An 18,685-nucleotide genomic window follows, 5' to 3' on the forward strand; every position below is an offset into this window, starting at 1 on the left:
GCGGTTATGCGGCGGGATCTGTTGACCATGTTCTTGGGGGAATCTCTCTTGCCGTCTGCCGAACCGCACTTCGGCCTGGTGTTCTGCGGTGGAGGACCCGCAGCGCTCGGCCCGATCATCACCGCCGCCCGCTCCGGCCGGCTCGGCGAACTCCTCGACCGGGGGATCGCCCTCGTCGAACCCGGACCCCTGGGCCCGGGCGGACTCGCCCACTACCGCATCGGCGCCAACTCCCTCGGCGGCCCCTTCCTGGAGTGCCTCGACGGCCTCCCCGGCACCGGGCCCTTCGCCGCCCTCCGCGACCTGCCCGAGACCCGGCTGCTGCGCGAGCACGCCGACGACCACCCGCCGCTGTCGGTGGTCGCGCCCTTCCTCACCCGGCTCGGCGCCGTCGTGGGCGCCCTGCTGGAGGCGCACCCCCGCTGCGCCGTGTTCGCCGACCGGGCCGAGGCCGTCCGGCTCACCGCCGACGGCGTGGTCGTCACCACCGGCTCCGGCCGCGAACTCGGCGCCCGCCGGGCCGTGCTGGCCACCGGCGGCCGCCCGCTCGGCGGCTACGCGGACGCCGAGGTGGTCCCCGGCCTGGAGCTCGCGCCCCACCGGGACAAGGTCCGCCACTCCTCGTCGCTGATCGACGCCCGTCACACCCCGCCGGCCGTCCGCGGCAAGGCCGTCGTCGTCGGCGGATCCCACAGCGCCTGGTCGGCCGTCGACCTGCTGCTGGCCGGGGAGGCGGACGAGGTCACCGTCATCCACCGCACCGGCCTGAGGCTCTTCTACGACGGGGCCGACGCCGCGCGCGCCGACGGCTACGCCTTCGACCCGGAGCTCGACGTGTGCCCCCTCAACGGGCGCGTCAACCGCTACGGCGGGCTGCGCGGGCGCGCCCACGAACTGGCCCGGGCCGCCCTCGGACTGCCCGGCGCCGACCCGGCGCCCGTACGGCTCCTGCGCGCCGGGGACCCGCAGGACGCCGAGGCCGCCCACAAGGCGCTCGCCGAGGCCGACGTCATCGTCATGGCCAACGGCTTCGAAGCCGCCCTGCCGCCCCTCAGCCGCGCCGACGGCACCGCGCTCACCCCCGCCACCGGCCCCACCGGCACGGTGGTGACCGACCGGGGCCACCTCGTCGACACCGAGGGCGCGGCCCACCCGCGGCTCGTCGCCTACGGGCTGGGAGCGGGGCTGGCCCCCTCCGCCGACATCGGCGGCGAGCCGAGCTACGCGCGCAGAGCGGACGGCGTCTGGCTCTACCAGCACGACATCGGCGAAATCGTCCTCGACGACCTGCTCAACGAAGCGACCACGGGGGAGACCCACTCATGAACAGGCCGACCAAGGCCGTCGTCCTCGCCGCAGGGCTGGGCCGCCGCCTCGGACTCCACCACGCCAAGCCGCTGCTCCCGGTGGCCGGCCGGCCCATCCTGCTGCGCACCCTCGACCACCTGGCCGCCGCCGGTGTCCGCGAGGCCGTCCTCGTCGTCGGCTACCTCGCCGACGAGGTGCGCGCGGCGGTCGGCGACACCCACGCCGGCATGGCCGTGACCTACGTCGAGTCCGACGCCTACCGCACCACCAACAACGCCTACTCCCTGTGGCTGGCCCGCGAACACCTCGACCGGGACGTCTACCTCGTCGAGGGGGACGTGGTCTTCGACCCCGAACTGCCCCCCGCCCTCGCCGCCGCCGACGCCGAGGTGGCCACCGCCGTGGCCCCGCACCGGCCGGGCATGAACGGCACGGTCGTCACCCTCGACGCCGCCGGCACCGTCTCGGCGATGCTGCTGCCCGCCCAGCAGGGCCCCGAGATCGACCTCGCCGGCACCTTCAAGACCGCCAACGTGCACCTGCTGCGCGCCCGCTACCTGCGCGAGGAGTTCGTCCCGGCCCTCGACGCCCTCATCGCCGACGGTGGCCACGGCGCCTACTACGAGCTGGTCCTCGCCGACACCGTCACCGCCGGGCGCTTCCCCGTCCACGCCGTCGACTGCGCCCACCTGCGCTGGTACGAGGTCGACGACCTGACCGACCACGCCGCCGCCGAGTACCTCTTCGCCGGTTCCGAGGACCGGCTCGCCATCCTGGAGAACCTGCACGGCGGCTACTGGCGCTACGACCTGGTCGACCACCGGCTCCTCTACAACCTGTACTTCCCCCCGGCCCCCCTCGTGGACGAGCTGGCCCGGGACTTCCGCGACGCCCTCGTGCACTACCCCGTGGGCCACGGCACCCTCCAGCGGCTGCTCGGCGCCGCCATCGGCCAGCCCGCCGACCGGCTGGTCGTCGCCAACGGCGCCTCCGAACTGATCAAGATCCTCGGCAGGCTCACCGGACGCACCGGGCTCGTCGTCCCCGGCTTCAACGAGTACGAGGCCGTCTTCGACGAGGCGGACATCCACCGCATCCACCTGCCCGCCCCCGCCTTCACCATGGACCCGGCCCACGTGGCCGGCGAGGCGCGCCGGGCCGGCGTCACCGCCGTGATCATCACCTCGCCCAACAACCCCACCTCGATGGCGGTACCCCGCGCCGACCTCGTCACCCTCGCCCGCCTGCTGGCGGAGGACGGGATCCGGCTCGTCGTGGACGAGTCCTTCGTCGACTTCTGCGCCCCCGGCCACAGCCTGGAGCCCGACCTCGCCGAACTGCCCGGCCTCACCGTCGTCAAGAGCATGAGCAAGGTGTACGGCATCGGCGGACTGCGCCTGGGCTACCTGCTCTCGGCCGACACGGACTTCGTCGCCCGCGTCCGGGCCGCCCTGCCCATCTGGAACGTCAACGGCTTCGCCGAATCCTTCCTGCGCCTGCTGCCCCGCTACCGGGACGCCTTCACCGCCAGCTGCGCCCAGGTCCGCCGGGACCGCGACGAACTCGCCGGCCTGCTCGGCGAGGTGCCGGGCGTCACCGTCTACCCCCCGGACGCCAACTACGTGATGCTGCGCCTGCCCGAGGGGGAGTCCGCCCACGAGGTGGTCCGCCGCACCTTCGCCGAGCACGGCATCCTCGTCAAGGACTGCGGAGGCAAGTCCATGCCCGAGGGGGACCGCTACCTGCGGGTGGCCTGCCGCGCCCCGCAGGAGAACCGGCGCCTGGCCGAGGCCCTCGCCGAAGTGCTCGTCGGAGAGCCGTACCCGCTGGCCACGGGAGCCTCCTGATGCTCCAGGCCGCCCCCCGCCCCTCCCGCCGCGACGAACTCCTCGCGGCGCTGAGGTCCGTACTCGGCCCCGACGACCGCCTGGTGGTGCTGCACTCCTCGCTGTTCGCCTTCCGCACCCCCGCCGAAGGGCTGCGCGGGGACCTCCTCGCCGCCCTGCGCGCCCTGGTCGCCGAAGGCGTCACCGTGGCCCTGCCCGCCGTGACCTTCGAGTTCTGCCGCACCGCGGAGTACCACCACCGCACCTCCGCCCCCAACACCGGCGTGCTCGTGCAGTGGTTCCTCGGCCTGCCCGAGGTACGCCGCACCCCGCACCCCGTGTACTCCTTCGCCGTCGCCGGCCCCCTCGCCGACGAACTGGCCGACTGCCCCTCCGACACCGCCTTCGGCGACGGCACCGTCTTCGAGGTCTTCGAGCGCCACGCGGCGCGGATCGTCACCCTCGGCGCGGACTGGAACTCCTGCACCCAGGTCCACCGCTACGAGGAGCTCGCGAAGGTCCCCTACCGCCACCCGATGACGGTGAGCGGCACGGCGGACTTCGGCGCCGGCCCGGTCCCCCTCGACCTGGAGATGATCGTCCGCGACACGGCCCTGGACTCCGTCCTGGACTTCGCGCCGGTCTTCGACCGGCTCCGCGCCGACGGCGCCCTCGCCCGCACCGGGCTGTGGGACGCCGCCGTCGAGTCGGTGTCCGTCACGGACCTCGCCCGGGTGTGCGGGGAGCTCATCGGCGCGGACCCCTACGTCCTGCTCCGCGAGCCCCGGGTGATCGAGCACCGGGCCCGGCAGCTCGCCGCCGAGCCCGTACGCCTCGCCCTGCTCGGCACCCGCAACCTGGAGATCCTCGCCGGGCAGCTGGCCGCCGAGGGCCGGCGGATACTCGGCCACGCCCCGCACACCGTGTACGCGCCCGAGTACGGCACCCTCGCCCGCGAGGTCCACGACCCGGGATCCCGCCTGCGCGGCCTCGCCCCGCACGCCGCGTTCTTCACCGACCGGCTGGAGGACGTCCTCACCACCGACACCCTCGGCCCCGGCGACGGCGACCGGCTCGCCGAGGCGATGGAGCACTACACCGGCCTGGTCCGCACCTACGCCGACACCACCGACCGGCCCGTGTTCGTCCTCTCCTTCGCCCCCCTCCAGCCCTCCCCGGTGGACACCGGACCCCTGCTGCGGGAAGCGGACCGGCTGCTGCGCGCGGCCCTCGACGGGTACGACCACGTCCACGTGGTCGACCTGGCCGAGGTCGTCGCCCGCGCGGGCGGCGGACCCCTGGTCGACCAGCGGCTGTGGCTGGTGGGCCGAGTCCCCCACGGGGCGGGCCTGAGCCGGGCCCTGGCCCGCAGGTTCTGGGGGCTGGCCCTCTCGGTCACCGGCCGCACCGCCCGGGTCATCGTCACCGACCTCGACAACACCCTGTGGCACGGGGTCGTCGGGGAGGACGGGATCGACGGCATCCAGGTCGGCACCGACCATCCCGGCAACGCGCACGCCCGCCTCCAGCACGCCCTCAAGGCCCTGCGCGACCAGGGCGTGGCCCTCGCCGTCAGCAGCAAGAACGACGAGGACCTCGCCCTGCGCGCGATCCGCGAGCACTCCGGGATGGTGCTGCGCGAGGAGGACTTCGTCGCCACCGAGATCAGCTGGCGGCCCAAGGCCGAGGCCATCGCCGACATCGCCGCCCGCCTCAACGTGGGCCTGGCGAACGTGCTGTTCCTCGACGACAACCCCGTCGAGCGGGCCCGCGTCAGGGAGTTCCTCCCCCAGGTGATCGTCCCGGAGCTGCCCGAGGACCCCGCCGGGTACGCGGACGCGCTCCTCGACGACCCGCACACCACCGTGTTCAACGTGACCGAGGCCGACCGGCGGCGCACCGAGCAGTACCGCGCCCGCGCCCGGGTGGAGCGGGGGCGCACCGGATTCGAGCGGATCGAGGACTTCTACGCCTCGCTCGGCCTCACCCTGCACATCAGCCCCCTGACCGAGGGCAACACGGCGCGGGCCGCGCAACTGTGCGCCAAGACCAACCAGTTCAACACCACCACCCGCCGCCACACCGCCGCCGAACTGCGCCGGCTGGCCTCCGCCCCCGACTCGGACGTCCTCGTCCTGGGCGTCGCCGACCGGTTCAGCGCACGCGAGGACCTGGGCCTGATGGTCCTCGGCCACCGGGGCCGCGAGACCACCGTGGACGCCTACCTGCTCTCCTGCCGGGTGCTGGGCCGGGGCGTCGAGGCGGGCGCCCTGGGCTGGCTCGCCTCCTCCCTCGCCGCCCGCGGCCGCACGAGCCTGCACGGGATCGTCACCCCGACCGAACGCAACGCGCCCTGCCGCACCGTGTTCGCGGACGCGGGCTTCGGCCCCGGCGCGGACGAGGGCACCTGGCGACTGGACCTGACCGGCGAGCACCACGCCCCCGCATGGCTGCGGATCGCCGACCACACCGAGATCGCCGACCAGACCGAGGCGGAGAACCACCGTGTATGACGTCACCCCGGGCGACACCGCCCACAGCAGCCACACCTTCACGGCCGCCGAGTTCAAGGACTTCGCCGCCGTCACCGGCGACCACAACCCGATCCACCACGACGCCGGACACGCCGCCGAGACCGAGTTCGGAACCCCGATCGTCCCCCTGGTGATGACGCTCGGCCCGGTCTCCGCGCTCATCGGCATGGTGCTCCCCGGGCCCGGAGCCGTCATCCTCGGCACCGAGTTCCGTCCCGTGCGCGCCGTGGCCTTCGAACGCCCCGTCCACTACTCCCTGCGGGTGCTGTCCGTGAGCCCGGGCACCGGCGTGTTCACCTGCCGGGTGCTCGCCTACCAGGACCGCGAGGTCGTCCTCGACGGGGAGGTGCGCACCACCGTGCGGGCCCCCCGCCCGCGCCCCGACGAGACCACCGGGGGCCGGCTCGTCCCCGCCGGCGGGCCGCGCACCGCCGTGGTCACCGGAGCGGCCGGGGACATCGGCTCCGCCGTGGCCCGGGAACTGGCCGCCCGGGGCTGGGACCTGGCGCTCGTCCACCGGGGCGGCGCCGAGGAGCTCGTACGGGACTGCGAGCGCGCCGGGGCCACCGTCCACTCGGTCACCGCAGACCTGGCGGACCCCGCCGCCCGGGAGGCGGCCGCCGCCGAGCTGGCCGCCCTGGACCCGGCCGTCCTCGTGCACGCGGCGGCCGCACCCCTCGCGGCCGGGTACCGGGCCCACCTCGACGTCGGCTACGCGGCGCTGCGCGACCTGGCCGACGCGGTCCTCGACGGCATGCTCCTGCGCCAGCGCGGCTGCTTCGTCCTGATCGGCTCGGAGGCCGTCCGCCACCACCCGCGCGGCTGGTCGGACTACGTCGCGGGCAAGGCCGCCGCCGAGAGCGTGCTGCACGGCATCGACCGCCACCACGGCGCCCACGGGATCCGCTCCGTCGTCGTGGAGCCCGGCTACGTCCAGGGCCGCTACTCGGCCGACGTCCGCCCGGAGGGCCTCGGGCTGCTGCCCGAGGAGGTCGCCGGCCTGGTCGCGGCGGAGGCCGAGGACACCGGTGCCCCGGCACGGCGGGTGTGGCTCACCCCCGACGGGACCACCCGCTTCGCCCTCGGCGGCGCCCGGGAGGAGACCGCACCGGCCCCCCGGGCCGCCGCGTCCGCCGCGGCGGAGGCCCCCCGGGGCCCCGGGCCGGACACCGCGGACGGCGTCGCCGACCGGGTGGAGGCCGCCGTACGCGGGGTGCTGGGCCCCGCCGCCGACGTCCGGGGCGGCGGGGTCGGCCTCACCCCCGGGTGGGACTCCCTCGGCCAGCTCCAGATCGTGCTCGCGGTCGAGGCGGAGTTCGGCATCCGCCTGCCCGCGACGAGCCTGACCGCCGCGGGCCGCTTCGACCGGCTGTGCCGGCTCGTGGAAGAGCGGGCCGGGGCGTGAGCGTGCGGTCAGTCCCAGCAGGGGCAGGGCGTAGGCCGGGCGGTGAACTCCCGGTCGGCGCCCGGCTCGGCGGGCACCCGGCCCGCCGGCGGGACCAGGGTGAAGTCGGCCGCCGGGTCGACCTCGTCGAAGGAACCGAACAGATGGGTGCGGGGGAACCAGTCGCCGAACGGCGTCGTGGCCGGGCCGATGCCGATGAACTCGCTGCCCGTGGCGACCGCGGCCCGTACGTCCCACGGCCCGTCGCCCACGCACACCACCCGCTCGAAACCGCCCCCGGCCCGCTCGGCGGCCCGGTGGACGGCCTCGCGCACCAGGTGCTCGCGGAAGGTGTGCTCGCTCGCGGTGGACACCGGCCCGGCCGAACCACCGTCCAGGGGCGCCAGCTTGGCCGCCGTGACCTCGCGCAGGCCGCCGGTGGCGAAGGCCACCGCGTACGCGTCGTCGGCCTCCAGCGCCCGCAGGAAGGCCGCCGCGCCCGGTATCTCCTCGACGCCCCCGGCGGCCGTGGCGGCCAGGAAGTGCTCCTGCAGCAGTCCGGCGAACCGCCCGCTCTCCGCCTCGTCGGGGAGCCGGCCCGTGTTGCGCCGGAAGACCTCGCGGAAGATCCACGAGTCCGTGTGGTGGGTGTAGCCGCCCCACGCCGAGTCGACGTCCGTGAGCCCGCAGTCCCGCAGCGCCGCGCCGAACGCGGCCTGGTGGGGGGCGACGCTGCGCAGCAGCGTGCCGTCGATGTCGAAGACGATCAGGGTGGTCAAGGCCTGCTCCCTCGGTCGGATATCCGTATTTTTCAAGATCGTAGGGGAAGGGGCTGGACATGTCGTCGAGCCTGACCGGGCACATGGCCCGGAAGGTACGGCTGGGCGCGGACACCGTCGCGGCGGCGGACGCGCTCGCCGGGCCGTCGGGGACCACGGCCGAGCGGCTCCTCGGCGCGGCCTGCGCCGCGCTCACGGCCCGGCTCTGCCGCACCGGGAACACGGCCCTCGCCGAAGGGCTGTTGGGCGCCGCCGGAGCGGGGCCGTCCGCCGTACGGCTGCCGGACGGCACGGCGGAGTTCGCCCTCGACGGGGTGCCGGACGACATCGCCGCCGTCCTCGCCGACCGGGCGGACGCCTTCGCCGCCGCCGCGCTGGCCGAGCCCGAACGCCCCCTCGGCGAGCTGGACCTGACCGACGAGGACGACTGGAAACTGCTGTCGGCCTGGTCCGGCGAGGACGCCGGGCCGCCCGGGGAGCCCGCGTACCGGATGTTCGCCGCCCAGGCGCTGCTGCGGCCCGACGCGATCGCCGTCTCGGCGCCGGACACCACGCTGACCTACCGCGAACTCCTGGAGTACGCCACCGGCATCGCCCGGGAACTCGCGGCCCGGGGCATCGCCCCCGGCGACGCCGTCGGCCTGCTCTTCGAGCGGGGCGTGGAGGCCGTGGCGGCGACCGTCGCCGTAGCGCTGGCCGGGGCCACGGCGGTCCCGCTCGACCCGCACTACCCGGCCGAGCGGCTGCGCCTGATGCTCTCGGGCCCCGCCGTCGCCCTCACCCTGACCGGCGCGGACCCGGACGCCGGCGGCGGCCCCGCAGTGCCCGTCGGCGAGACCCTCCCGGTCCGGGGCATCGCCCCCGCGACCGGCGAGCCGGCGGCGGCGGACCCCGGGATCGCCACGGTGATGTACACCTCGGGCTCCACCGGCCGGCCCAAGGGCGTCCTGCTCACCCACCGGGGCATCGCCCGCCTCGCCCGGGACGAGCGCGTCGACTTCGGCCCCGGCGACACCGTCCTGCACCTGGCGCCCGCCACCTTCGACGCGGCGCTGCTGGAGGTGTGGTGCACCCTGGCCCGCGGCGCCCGCCTGGAGATCGCCCCGCCCGGGCCGCTGACCCTGACGGAGCTGGCCGACCTGATCACCGGACGCGGGGTCACCGCGCTGTGGCTCACCGCCGGGCTCTTCCACCAGATGGCCGAGCACCGCCCCGACGCCTTCGCCGGGGTGCGGCGCCTGTTCACCGGCGGAGACGTCGTCTCCCCGCACCACGTCGGCGCGGTACTGTCCCGCCACCCCGGACTGACCGTCGTCAACGGCTACGGCCCCACCGAGAACACCACCTTCACCTGCTGCGGGCCGCTCACCGAACCGCCCCCGCCCGGAGCGGCCACCGTGCCCATCGGCACCCCCGTGCGCGGCACCCGCGTCCACGTGGTCGACGCCGGGGGACACCCCGTCCCGCCGGGCGTCCCCGGCGAACTGTGGGCCTCCGGCGAGGGCCTGGCCGACGGCTACCTCGGCCGGCCGGAACTGACCGCGCGCGCCTTCCCGGTCCCCGCGACCGGCCGGCTGCGCGGCGTCCGCTGCTACCGCACCGGCGACCTCGCCCGGTTCCGGCCCGACGGAGCCCTGGAGTTCCTGGGCCGGGAGGACGGCCAGGTCAAGATCAACGGGCATCGGGTGGAACCCGGCGAGATCGAACAGGCGATCCTCGCCCAGCCCGGGGTGCGCGGAGCCTGCGTCCTCGTGGAGAGCGACCCCCTCGGCGGGAAGCGGCTCGCCGCCTACATCGAGGGCGACGACCGGAGCCTGGCCAAGGCCGTCCGCGCGGGCCTGCGCGCCGTCCTGCCCGGCTACCTGGTCCCCGCCCGCTACGTCGTCATCGACACCCTTCCGCTGACCGCCAACGGAAAGACCGACCGAAACCGGCTGCGCGCCGGAGAGAGCGAGCCCCGATGAGCACGTCCGTACGGGAGACCGTCGCCCGCATCTGGACCGAGGTCCTCGGCACCGGCATCGACGAGGAGTCCGACTTCTTCCTCCTCGGCGGCCACTCCCTGCTGGCCACCCAGATGGTGGCCCGGCTGGAGGCCGCCCTGGGAGTCAAGGTCACCATGCGCGAGGTCCTGGAGTACCCCGAGTTCGGCGAGTTCGCCGACCTGGTCGCCGAGCGCGCCGAAACCCACCGCACCACCGCCTAGGAGCCCGAGCAGATGTCCGCACCACTGTCCCTGCCCACCCTGAGCTACCAGGAGGGCAGGCTGCTGATGGACGAGCGCAGCCGCGCCCTGGGCGTGCCCTCGGTCCGTACGATCTCCCAGGCCTACCGGGTCAGCGGCCCCCTGCGGCTGCCGCTGCTCGACGAGGCGCTGGCCCGGCTGGCGCAGCGCCACGAGGCCCTGCGCACCCGCTTCGACGGACCCCGCCGCCAGAGCGTCCACCCCTCCGTCACCCTGCGCGCGGCCTTCCACGACGCCGCCGGGGACGAGGCGGCGGCGGTCGCCCGGGTCCGCGCCGAGGCGGACCGGCCGCTGCCGGCCGAGCGGGAGGAACGCCTCCGGGTCAGCGTGGTGCGGGTCGGGGACGAGGACCACTTCGTCGTCCTCGTCTTCGACCACCTCGTCGTCGACGGCTGGGCGCGCGGGGTCCTGACCCAGGAGCTGTCCGCCCTCTACACGAGCCTGGCGCAGGGGCGGGAGCCCGCGCTCCCCGAGGTCACGTACACCTACCGGGACCACGTGCGCGAGCAGAACGGGCTGCTGGCCGGCCCCGAGGGCGAGCGGATGATGTCCTTCTGGCGCGAGCGCCTGGCCGGCCCCGGCGCCATACCGAGGCTGGAGGTCCCCCGGCGGGAGCCCGGCGCCGCGCCGGAGGGCGGCTACGAGGCGCGCCGGCTGCCGTCCGGCCTCGTCGACGACGTCCGGAAGTTCGCCGCCCGGGAACGGGTCACCCTCTTCATGCTGGTGCTGTGCGCCCTGGACGTGGCCCTGCGCGAGGCCACCGGGCGCGACGACCAGGCCGTGGCCGTCAACGTCTACAACCGGGAGACCGAGGGCCGCGAGAACCTGGTCGCCCCGCTGGCGGAACTCCTCGTGGTCCGCAGCGACCTCGCGGGCGCCGGCACCTTCCGGGCCGCGCTGCGCCGGGTGCGCGGCGACAGCCTCGACGCCCAGGAGAACGCCGCCGTCCCCTTCGCCGAACTGGTCAAGGCCTTCAACCCCGACGAGTACGCCGACCCGGACGCCCCCATCGGGGTGGTCCTCAACATGCTGTACTCCCAGCTCCACGGGGAGGGCCTCGACCTGGCCCCGGCCACGACGGCCCCGTTCCCGCTGTCGGACGAGGGCTTCCGCCCGCGCAGCGAGCTGATGCTCGTCGGCGAGGCCGGCGGCGACGAGCTGTCGCTGGCCGCCTACTACCAGGCCGACCGGCTGCCCGCCGCGTTCGTCACCGGCCTGCTGGACCGGATCGTGTCCCTGCTGGAGGCCGTCGTCGGCGATCCGCTGCTGCCGCTGGACGGGCCCCGTGGCTGAGCGCCGTGACGAGACCCTGCTGCGCGCCGCGTTCATCGTCTCCACCTGCGGGGACTGGGTGTTCCGCTTCGCGATGCCGCTGCTGGTGCTCCAGCTCACCGGATCGGCCCTCCTGGCCGCCTTCACCTACGCGCTGGAGTTCGTGCCGTACGTGCTGGTCGGACTGTTCAGCGGGGTGGTCGCCGACCGGGTGGACCGGCGGCGCCTGATGACCGGCTGCGACCTCGCCTCGGCCGTCGTGGTCGCCGGCATCGGCCTGCTGTGCCTGCTGGACGCCCCGCCCGTCTCCGCGGTGTACGCGGCCGCCTTCGTCCTCGCCTGCATGCGCCCGTTGTACTTCCCGGCCTTCCAGGGCTTCCTGATGGAGCGGGTGCCCGAGGAGCGGCGGGCGGTGATGAACGCCTGGGTCCAGGGTTCGGAGAGCCTGCTCAACATGCTCGGGCCGATCGCGGGCGTCAGCGTGGTCGCCTTCCTCGGGCCGGCCGCGGCCAGCGGGGTCAACGCCGTGTCGTTCGGCCTGTCGGCCGTCCTCATCCTGCTCACCACCGCCTCCCCGGCGACGGCCGCCACGGCGCCGCTGCGCGAGGCCCTGCGCGGTATGGGGCCGGACCTGCTGACCGGGTTCCGGATGCTGTTCGCCGAGCCCGTCCTGCGGTCGGGGACCATCCTGCTGACCCTGACCAACTTCGCCGTGCACGCGGTGGAGGCGAACCTGGTGTACGTGGTCACCGAGGCCACCGGGCAGTCCCGCTTCGTCCTCGGCCTGGTCGTCGCCGCGCAGGGCGCCGGAGCCGTGGCGGGGGCGGCCTTCGTCCCCCGGCTGCTGGCCCGCTTCAGCGAGGGCCGGCTGCTGACCGCCGGGATGGGCGCGCTCGCCGCCGCCCTGCTGGCCCCGGCCCTGACCGCCGACGTCCGGCTGCTGGCCCCGGCCTGGGCCGTGGCGGGCGCCGCGACCTCGCTGATCGTGGTCGGCTGGTTCACCTACCGGCAGAAGGTGGTCGACGCCGAGTTCATGGGCCGGGTCGTCGCCGTCAACCGGGCCGTCTCCTTCGCGGCGATCCTCCCGGCCGCCCTGCTCGGCGGCTGGGTGGCCGCCGCCTTCGCCCCGGCCGCCCTCTTCGCCACGGCCGGCGTCGTGCAGGCCGTGGCCTTCGTGGTCACGGCGGCGGGCCTGGTCGGCCGGGCCGGCCGGACGCCCGCCCCGGAGGCGGCCGCCCGGCAGCCGGTGACCTGATCCGGGCGGGTGGCCGCCGGCCCCTCCGGGATAGGGCAAGATCGGGGGATGTCTGATCGCATCATCGCCGCCTGTGACGGGGCGGCCAAGGGAAACCCCGGCCCGGCCGGATGGGCGTGGGTCATCGCGGACGCCGAGGGCCGGCCCGAGCGCTGGGAGGCCGGCCCGCTGGGGCGCGCCACCAACAACGTCGGCGAGCTCACCGCCCTCCAGCGGCTGCTGGAGGCCGTGGAGCCCGGTACCGCGCTCCAGGTGCGGATGGACTCCCAGTACGCCATGAAGGCCGTCACCCAGTGGCTGCCGAACTGGAAGCGCAACGGCTGGAAGACCGCCGCCGGCAAGCCCGTGGCCAACCGGGAGATCGTCGAGCGGATCGACGGGCTGCTCGGTGAGCGGGACGTGGAGTTCCGCTACGTCCCGGCCCACCGGGAGGACGGCGACCACCTCAACGCCATCGCCGACCAGGCCGCCAGCGACGCCGCCGTCAGCCAGGAGCCCGCCGGCACCGCCCACGGCGCCACCGCCCTCCCCGTCCCGGCTCCGGCCCGCACCGCCCCGGCCCGCACCTCCGCGGCCCGGACGGCTCCGGCGCGGAAGGCCGCCGCGGGCGGCGCGGCCCGCTCCGGCGCTGCGCGCACCATCACGGCGAAGTTCCGCGGCACCTGCCCCTGCGGGCAGTCCTACGCCGCCGGGGAGAAGATCGCCAAGCTGGGCGCCCGCTGGGGCCACCCGGACTGCAGCCCCGCCGCCACGCCCGCCTGAGCCGACGGGCGGGCTCACGGCCCGGCGGACCCGGTCGGCGGACCGGGTCCGGGGCCGGCGCGCGCGACACCACCCGCGGCGCGCCGTCGCGGCCGGGGGCCGAGAGCGCCCGGAAGTGCTACAACTGGGGGCGTGACCCCTTCTCGCCACCCGTGCCGGGCACGTCGGTGCGGTCACCTCTAGGCAGCCGATCCAGAAGCGTCGCCAGACAGGTATTCGTCCTCCAGGTGGCGATCGTGGTGTTGCTCGCGGCCGGCGCGCTGCTGGCGCTGGTCCTCCAGTCGCGGCACGACGTCGACCGCGAGGCCCGCAACCGGTCGGTGGCCGTCGCGCAGACCTTCGCCCACTCCCTGGGCCTCCAGGCGGCGCTGAAGTCCCCCGACCCGACGGCCCTGCTGCAGCCCCTCGCGGAGCGGACCCGCAAGGACGCCGGGGTCGACTTCATCGTGGTCATGGACACCCACGGCATCCGCTACACCCACCCCCAGCCGGACCGCATCGGCAAACGGTTCGTCGGCACCATCGAGCCCTCCCTCGCCGGCCAGACCTACACCGAGAGCGTGGACGGCCCCCTCGGCAAGGAGATCCAGGCGGTGGTGCCCGTCACCGCACCCGACGGCAAGGTCGTCGGGCTGGTGTCGGCGGGCCTCACGGTCAAGAACGTCACCGGGGTCGTGAACCGCCAGCTCCCCGTCATCCTGCTCGCCATCGCCGCCACCCTGGCCCTGGCCACCGCCGGCACGGCCCTCATCAGCAGACGGCTCAACCGGCAGACCCACGGGCTGGGCCCGCTGGAGATGACCCGCATGTACGAGCACCACGACGCGGTGCTCCACGCCGTCCGCGAGGGCGTGCTGATCATCGACGGGGACGGCCGGCTGCTGCTCGCCAACGACGAGGCCAAACGGCTCCTCGGCCTCCCCGAGGACGCCGACGGCCGCTACATCGGCAACGTGCCCGGACTGGACCGCCGGATGGCCGACCTGCTGCTCTCCGGCCGGGTCGCCACCGACGAGGTCCTGGAGACCGGGGACCGGCTGCTCGTCGTCAACCAGCGGCGCACCCACCCCCGGGGCCGCGCCGACGGCGGCACCGCCGTCACCATCCGCGACTCCACCGAGATGCGGGTCCTGACCAGCCGCGCCGAGACGGCCCGCCGCCGCCTGAAGCTGCTCTACGACGCGGGCGGGGACATCGGCACCACCCTCGACGTGGTCCGCACCGCCGAGGAGCTCGCCGCCGTCGCCGTCCCCCGCTTCGCCGACTACGCCACCGTGGACCTGGCCGAACCGGTCCTCGACGGGGAGGAACCCGGGCCCGGGGCCGACATGCGGCGCACCGCGGTCAGCGGCGTCCGCTCCGACCACCCCCTCTACCCCCGGGGCCTGCTGATCGACTTCCTGCCGTCCACCCCGCAGGCGCGCGGCTACGGCACCGGCAAGGCCGAACTGGTGCCCGACCTGTCCGCCGAGCCCGGCTGGCTCGCCCAGGACCCGAAGCGCACCCGCGCCATCATCGACTACGGGATCCACTCGCTGATCGCGGCCCCGCTCACCGCCCGCGGCGTGGTCCTCGGCGTGGTCAACTTCTGGCGCGCGCGCAAACCCGAGCCCTTCGACGAGGACGACCTCTCGCTCGCCGTGGAACTCGTCGCCCGCGCCGCCGTCAGCATGGACAACGCCCGCCGCTACACCCGCGAGCACGCCCTCGCCGTGACCCTCCAGCGCAGCCTGCTGCCCCGCGCCCTGCCCGAGCAGAGCGCCGTGGACGTGGCGCACTTCTACCTGCCCGCCCAGTCCGGGGTGGGCGGGGACTGGTTCGACGTGATCCCGCTGCCGGGCTGCCGGGTCGCCCTGGTCGTCGGGGACGTCGTCGGACACGGCCTGCACGCCGCCGCCACCATGGGCCGGCTGCGCACGGCCGTGCACAACTTCTCCTCGCTCGACCTCGCCCCCGACGAGATCCTCGCCCGCCTCGACGACCTCGTCCAGCGCATCGACCACGACGACGAGGGCGGCGACGCCGACGGCTCCGTCCTCGGCGCGACCTGCCTGTACGCCGTCTACGACCCGGTCTCCCGGCGCTGCACGGTGGCCCGGGCCGGACACCTGCCGCCCCTGGTGGCCGCCCCCGACGGCACCACCGAGATCGTCGACCTGCCGGCCGGACCCCCGCTGGGCCTCGGCGGCATGCCCTTCGAGACGGCGGAGCTCGAACTGGAGGAGGGCAGCCGGCTCGTCCTGTACACCGACGGGCTGGTCGAGGAGCGCGGCCGGGACATCGGCGAGGGGCTGGAGCTGCTGCGCACCGCGCTGAGCGGCTCCGACGGGGACCCGCGCCAGACCTGCAAGGACGTCCTCGACCTGCTGCTTCCGCTGCGCCCGGCCGACGACGTGGCCCTGCTCGTCGCCCGGACCCGCACCCTCGGCGCGGACCGGGTCGCGCAGTGGGACGTGCCGTTCGAGGCGAGCGCGGTCGGCGAGATCCGGGGCGCGGCGGCCCGCACCCTCGACGCGTGGGGCCTGTCGGAGCTCGGCTTCGCCACCGAGCTGATCCTCAGCGAGCTGGTCACCAACGCCCTGCGCCACGGCGGCGCCCCGGTCCGCGTACGGCTGCTCCACGACCACGGGCTGACCTGCGAGGTCTGGGACGGCAGCAGCACCGCCCCGCACCTGCGGTACGCCGCCACCACCGACGAGGGCGGCCGGGGGCTGTTCCTGGTGGCGCAGCTCAGCGAGCACTGGGGCACCCGCTACACCCCCGAGGGCAAGGTCATCTGGGCCGAGCTGGCTCCCCCCGGCGCGGCGGAAGCGGAGGAGCCGGACCCGTCGGCCTTCCTGGACGCCGAACCCATCTGAGCCCGCCCGGGGTGCTCCGCGCGGCCCCGTCCCGGCCCCCATCAGGCCTTACCGCCGGTACCCCGTCCGGGTATCGGCTCCGGGGCACCCCCGATGATCATCCGTGGCGGTTCATGGGGCAGAATCCGGAACGCCGGACACGACCATCCCGGCAGCACCGTGCCGGTCACCACCGGCCCTACGCACGACAGGAGCACGCCCGTTGAACCAGGACAGGCGCGAACAGGTCCGACCCTTCCTGCGTGCGGGGGAGCACGTCGTCGCCGTGTGCGCGTACGAGCTGGGCCCGGGTGTCCCCACCCCGCCCGACGAGCTGGTCCCCCCGGCCGATCCGTCCGCGCTGCACCGCCGGATCGAGGCCAAGCTGCCCCGGCCGCTGGCCCAGCTGGTCCGGACCCACGTCATAGACCCGCGCCGTTCGCGCCCGGCCGCCGCCGCGGCCGCGGTGGACCGGCTGCCGGACGCCGTGGACCAGCTCGGCACCCGGCTGATGCACGGCAAGAGCATGGAGGGCGGCTGGCAGAGCGCGGCCGGGCACTTCCTCATCAGCCGGGCGGGCGCCCGGGGTTCGGTCACGGGCGTGCTCGCCGTCACCGACCGGCGCTGGTTCGGGCTCACCGACGTCTCGCACCTGTGGCAGTCGACGCCCGTGATGAAGGAGTACTGGGAGGTGCCCCGCCCGGCCGTCGCCGCCGTGCGCGCCAGGCCGACGGGCGTGCTCCAGCGGGGCCGGATGGACCTGGAGTTCACGGACGGCTCCTGGGTCGCCCTGCTGGCCTCCGTGCCCGCGCAGGCCGTGGCCTTCGCGGAGGCGGCCGCCCACTACCGCTGAGTCCGGCCCGGGCGGGCCGTCCCGGCCTGCCCGGCCCCGCGGACGGCGGCGGTTCGACCTGGGGGTGCTGCCCCCCCCGGCACGTACGGGGGCGCCCGGCCGCGCATGGCGCCGCACGGGCGGGGAAGACGCCGGACCACAGACCCGGGAACCCACGCGCAGGAGGCCGTGATGGCCGGAGACGGACTCTCGCACCGGGAGCGGAGGGCCCTGACCGCGATCGAACGCGCCCTGCGCGCGGACCCGCGCTTCGACCGGGCCATGACGTTCGGGACGCGCCTGTTCCCCCGCGACCCGGAACGGGCGGACGGGGGGAGCGGCGAGCGCCACGGCACGCTGACCGGCACGGTCTGCGCCCTGACGGCCGCCGCCCTCGTGCTGCTGCCGCTGGCCGTCGCCACGTCCGCGCCCGTCCTCATCGCCGCGTTCGCCTCCTCCTACACGGCCACCCTCGTCGGCCTGTTCCTCCTCGTCCGCCGCTGGAGCCGACGCGACCGCCTCTAGGAGGCGGTGTCTGCGGGAGCCCCGAAGCGGGCCAGGTAGTGCCACACCCTCTTGACCGCCTGCGGATCGTGGCCGCCGGTGTCCGCGGCGGCTCCGACGATCCGCGGGTCGAGGCCGCCCCCGACGGCGATCCGGGCGCCCAGTTCCACGAACTCCGGACCCCGGTAGGCGGGGTGCCGGCGGAGCTCCTCGACGGTCAGGCGGAACCCGTCGTGCCATTCCACCGGGCACGGGAGCCGGCCGGCCGCCGCCTCGACGGGCGTGCCCCGGTAGCAGGGGTCCAGGACCAGCGCCTCGACGTCCCGGTCCAGCCGGACGGGACCGTGGACCTGCGCCTCGATGTAGTCGTCGAGCGCGTCCTGCCGGTCGGCCAGGGCGAGCGCGATGAGCCCCATGCGGTCCGCGGTGCCGAAGTCCGAGGGCTCCAGGAAGCTGTCCGGGTAGCAGAACGTCGTCCGCTCCAGCGTCGCGGCGGTGAGCCGCAGGTGCGCCGAGCCGAACCGGGGCGCCCCGCCGACCGCCTTGCGGCGGAAGTTCAGCGCCCCGTAGACGGGCCGCTCGCTCGCTGCCGCGCCGTCGTAGGCGCCGTCGAAGATCCGGCTCTCCCACCGCCACCGGTCGCCCCCGGGATGGGCGGTGAGGCCGCCGTTGCTCGTCCCGGTGACGAACTGCGACAGGTAGACGCCGGTCTCCGCGAGTGCCTCCAGCAGGGGGCCGCCCCGGACCGCGCGGTCCGGGTGGAAGTTCAGCGTCACCCGCAGCGCCGGGTCCACGGCGGGACCGGACGACAGCCCGGCCACGTGCCCCAGGGCCCTCTGCTGCGGTGTCGGGAGATGATCGGCGCTCATCCGCGCAGTCTCCCCGCACCGCCCGGACCACGCACCCCGTTTTCCCCGCGCCCGCTGGGCCTGCCGCGCACATCCGTCCCTGCCGCGCCCGCCGGGCCCGTCCGCGCTCGCGACGCCCATCCGTGCTCGCCACGCCCGTCCGCGCCCGCCGTGCCCCGCCGGGCCCACCGCGCCCGCTCGCCCGGCCCCGCGCCGCCGCCCGCCGGTACGCCCGCCGCCGCCCGCCGGTACGCCCCCCGTCGCCCCGTGCCCGGGCCGCGCCCGGGGGCCACGCGGCC

14 protein-coding genes are annotated in these 18,685 nt (G+C 75.5%); 12 read left to right on the forward strand and 2 right to left on the reverse strand.

The window, feature by feature from the left end; genetic code table 11:
• The first annotated feature begins 48 nt into the window (after window positions 1–48).
• The 4 genes from AB0O29_RS14620 to AB0O29_RS14635 are packed head-to-tail and all read left to right on the forward strand — an operon-like array spanning window position 49 to window position 7,073.
• A complete protein-coding gene (locus AB0O29_RS14620; protein ID WP_365151433.1) occupies window positions 49–1,326 on the forward strand; it encodes an FAD/NAD(P)-binding protein in 1,278 nt (425 codons plus the stop codon).
• Window positions 1,323–3,155, forward strand: a complete 1,833-nt coding sequence (locus AB0O29_RS14625) for an aminotransferase class I/II-fold pyridoxal phosphate-dependent enzyme (protein WP_365151436.1) — start codon at window positions 1,323–1,325, stop codon at window positions 3,153–3,155. The genes AB0O29_RS14620 and AB0O29_RS14625 overlap by 4 nt, the downstream gene beginning before the upstream one ends.
• Window positions 3,155–5,647, forward strand: a complete 2,493-nt coding sequence (locus AB0O29_RS14630) for an HAD-IIIC family phosphatase (protein ID WP_365151439.1) — start codon at window positions 3,155–3,157, stop codon at window positions 5,645–5,647. The genes AB0O29_RS14625 and AB0O29_RS14630 overlap by 1 nt, the downstream gene beginning before the upstream one ends.
• Window positions 5,640–7,073, forward strand: coding sequence for an SDR family NAD(P)-dependent oxidoreductase (locus AB0O29_RS14635; RefSeq protein WP_365151442.1), 1,434 nt, complete (start codon window positions 5,640–5,642; stop codon window positions 7,071–7,073). Before AB0O29_RS14630 ends, AB0O29_RS14635 begins: the two co-directional genes overlap by 8 nt.
• An 8-nt stretch (window positions 7,074–7,081) precedes the next feature.
• Here the strand turns inward: AB0O29_RS14635 and AB0O29_RS14640 are convergent, their stop codons facing one another.
• Complete coding sequence (locus AB0O29_RS14640; RefSeq protein WP_365151445.1) at window positions 7,082–7,831, reverse strand: HAD family hydrolase; 750 nt, start codon at window positions 7,829–7,831, stop codon at window positions 7,082–7,084.
• A gap of 59 nt (window positions 7,832–7,890) precedes the next feature.
• On the opposite strand from AB0O29_RS14640, the gene AB0O29_RS14645 reads away from it, so the two are divergent.
• The 8 genes from AB0O29_RS14645 to AB0O29_RS14680 all read left to right on the forward strand — a co-directional run bounded on the left by AB0O29_RS14645 (window position 7,891) and on the right by AB0O29_RS14680 (window position 17,559).
• Complete coding sequence (locus AB0O29_RS14645; RefSeq protein ID WP_365151448.1) at window positions 7,891–9,795, forward strand: amino acid adenylation domain-containing protein; 1,905 nt, start codon at window positions 7,891–7,893, stop codon at window positions 9,793–9,795.
• A complete protein-coding gene (locus AB0O29_RS14650) occupies window positions 9,792–10,037 on the forward strand; it encodes a phosphopantetheine-binding protein (protein ID WP_365151451.1) in 246 nt (81 codons plus the stop codon). Before AB0O29_RS14645 ends, AB0O29_RS14650 begins: the two co-directional genes overlap by 4 nt.
• A 12-nt stretch (window positions 10,038–10,049) precedes the next feature.
• On the forward strand, window positions 10,050–11,369 hold the full coding sequence (locus AB0O29_RS14655; RefSeq protein WP_365151454.1) for a condensation domain-containing protein: 1,320 nt from the start codon (window positions 10,050–10,052) through the stop codon (window positions 11,367–11,369).
• Complete coding sequence (locus tag AB0O29_RS14660; RefSeq protein ID WP_365151457.1) at window positions 11,362–12,603, forward strand: MFS transporter; 1,242 nt, start codon at window positions 11,362–11,364, stop codon at window positions 12,601–12,603. The genes AB0O29_RS14655 and AB0O29_RS14660 overlap by 8 nt, the downstream gene beginning before the upstream one ends.
• A gap of 48 nt (window positions 12,604–12,651) precedes the next feature.
• A complete protein-coding gene (locus AB0O29_RS14665) occupies window positions 12,652–13,365 on the forward strand; it encodes a ribonuclease H (RefSeq protein WP_365151459.1) in 714 nt (237 codons plus the stop codon).
• A 167-nt stretch (window positions 13,366–13,532) separates the two neighbouring features.
• The gene (locus tag AB0O29_RS14670) at window positions 13,533–16,223 is read left to right on the forward strand and encodes a SpoIIE family protein phosphatase (RefSeq protein ID WP_365151461.1); all 2,691 of its coding nucleotides are present in this window, start codon (window positions 13,533–13,535) and stop codon (window positions 16,221–16,223) included.
• 202 nt (window positions 16,224–16,425) lie between these two features.
• Window positions 16,426–17,055 (forward strand): hypothetical protein, encoded by a 630-nt coding sequence (locus AB0O29_RS14675; protein WP_365151464.1) that lies wholly within the window; start codon window positions 16,426–16,428, stop codon window positions 17,053–17,055.
• A gap of 171 nt (window positions 17,056–17,226) precedes the next feature.
• Window positions 17,227–17,559, forward strand: coding sequence for a DUF3040 domain-containing protein (locus tag AB0O29_RS14680; RefSeq protein WP_365151467.1), 333 nt, complete (start codon window positions 17,227–17,229; stop codon window positions 17,557–17,559).
• On the opposite strand, the gene AB0O29_RS14685 is transcribed toward AB0O29_RS14680, so the two are convergent.
• A complete protein-coding gene (locus AB0O29_RS14685; protein ID WP_365151470.1) occupies window positions 17,556–18,407 on the reverse strand; it encodes a DUF3626 domain-containing protein in 852 nt (283 codons plus the stop codon). The genes AB0O29_RS14680 and AB0O29_RS14685 overlap by 4 nt on opposite strands.
• Window positions 18,408–18,685: the final 278 nt, after the last annotated feature.

The organism is Streptomyces sp. NPDC089915 (assembly GCF_040684675.1).
Taxonomy (GTDB): Bacteria; Actinomycetota; Actinomycetes; order Streptomycetales; family Streptomycetaceae; genus Streptomyces.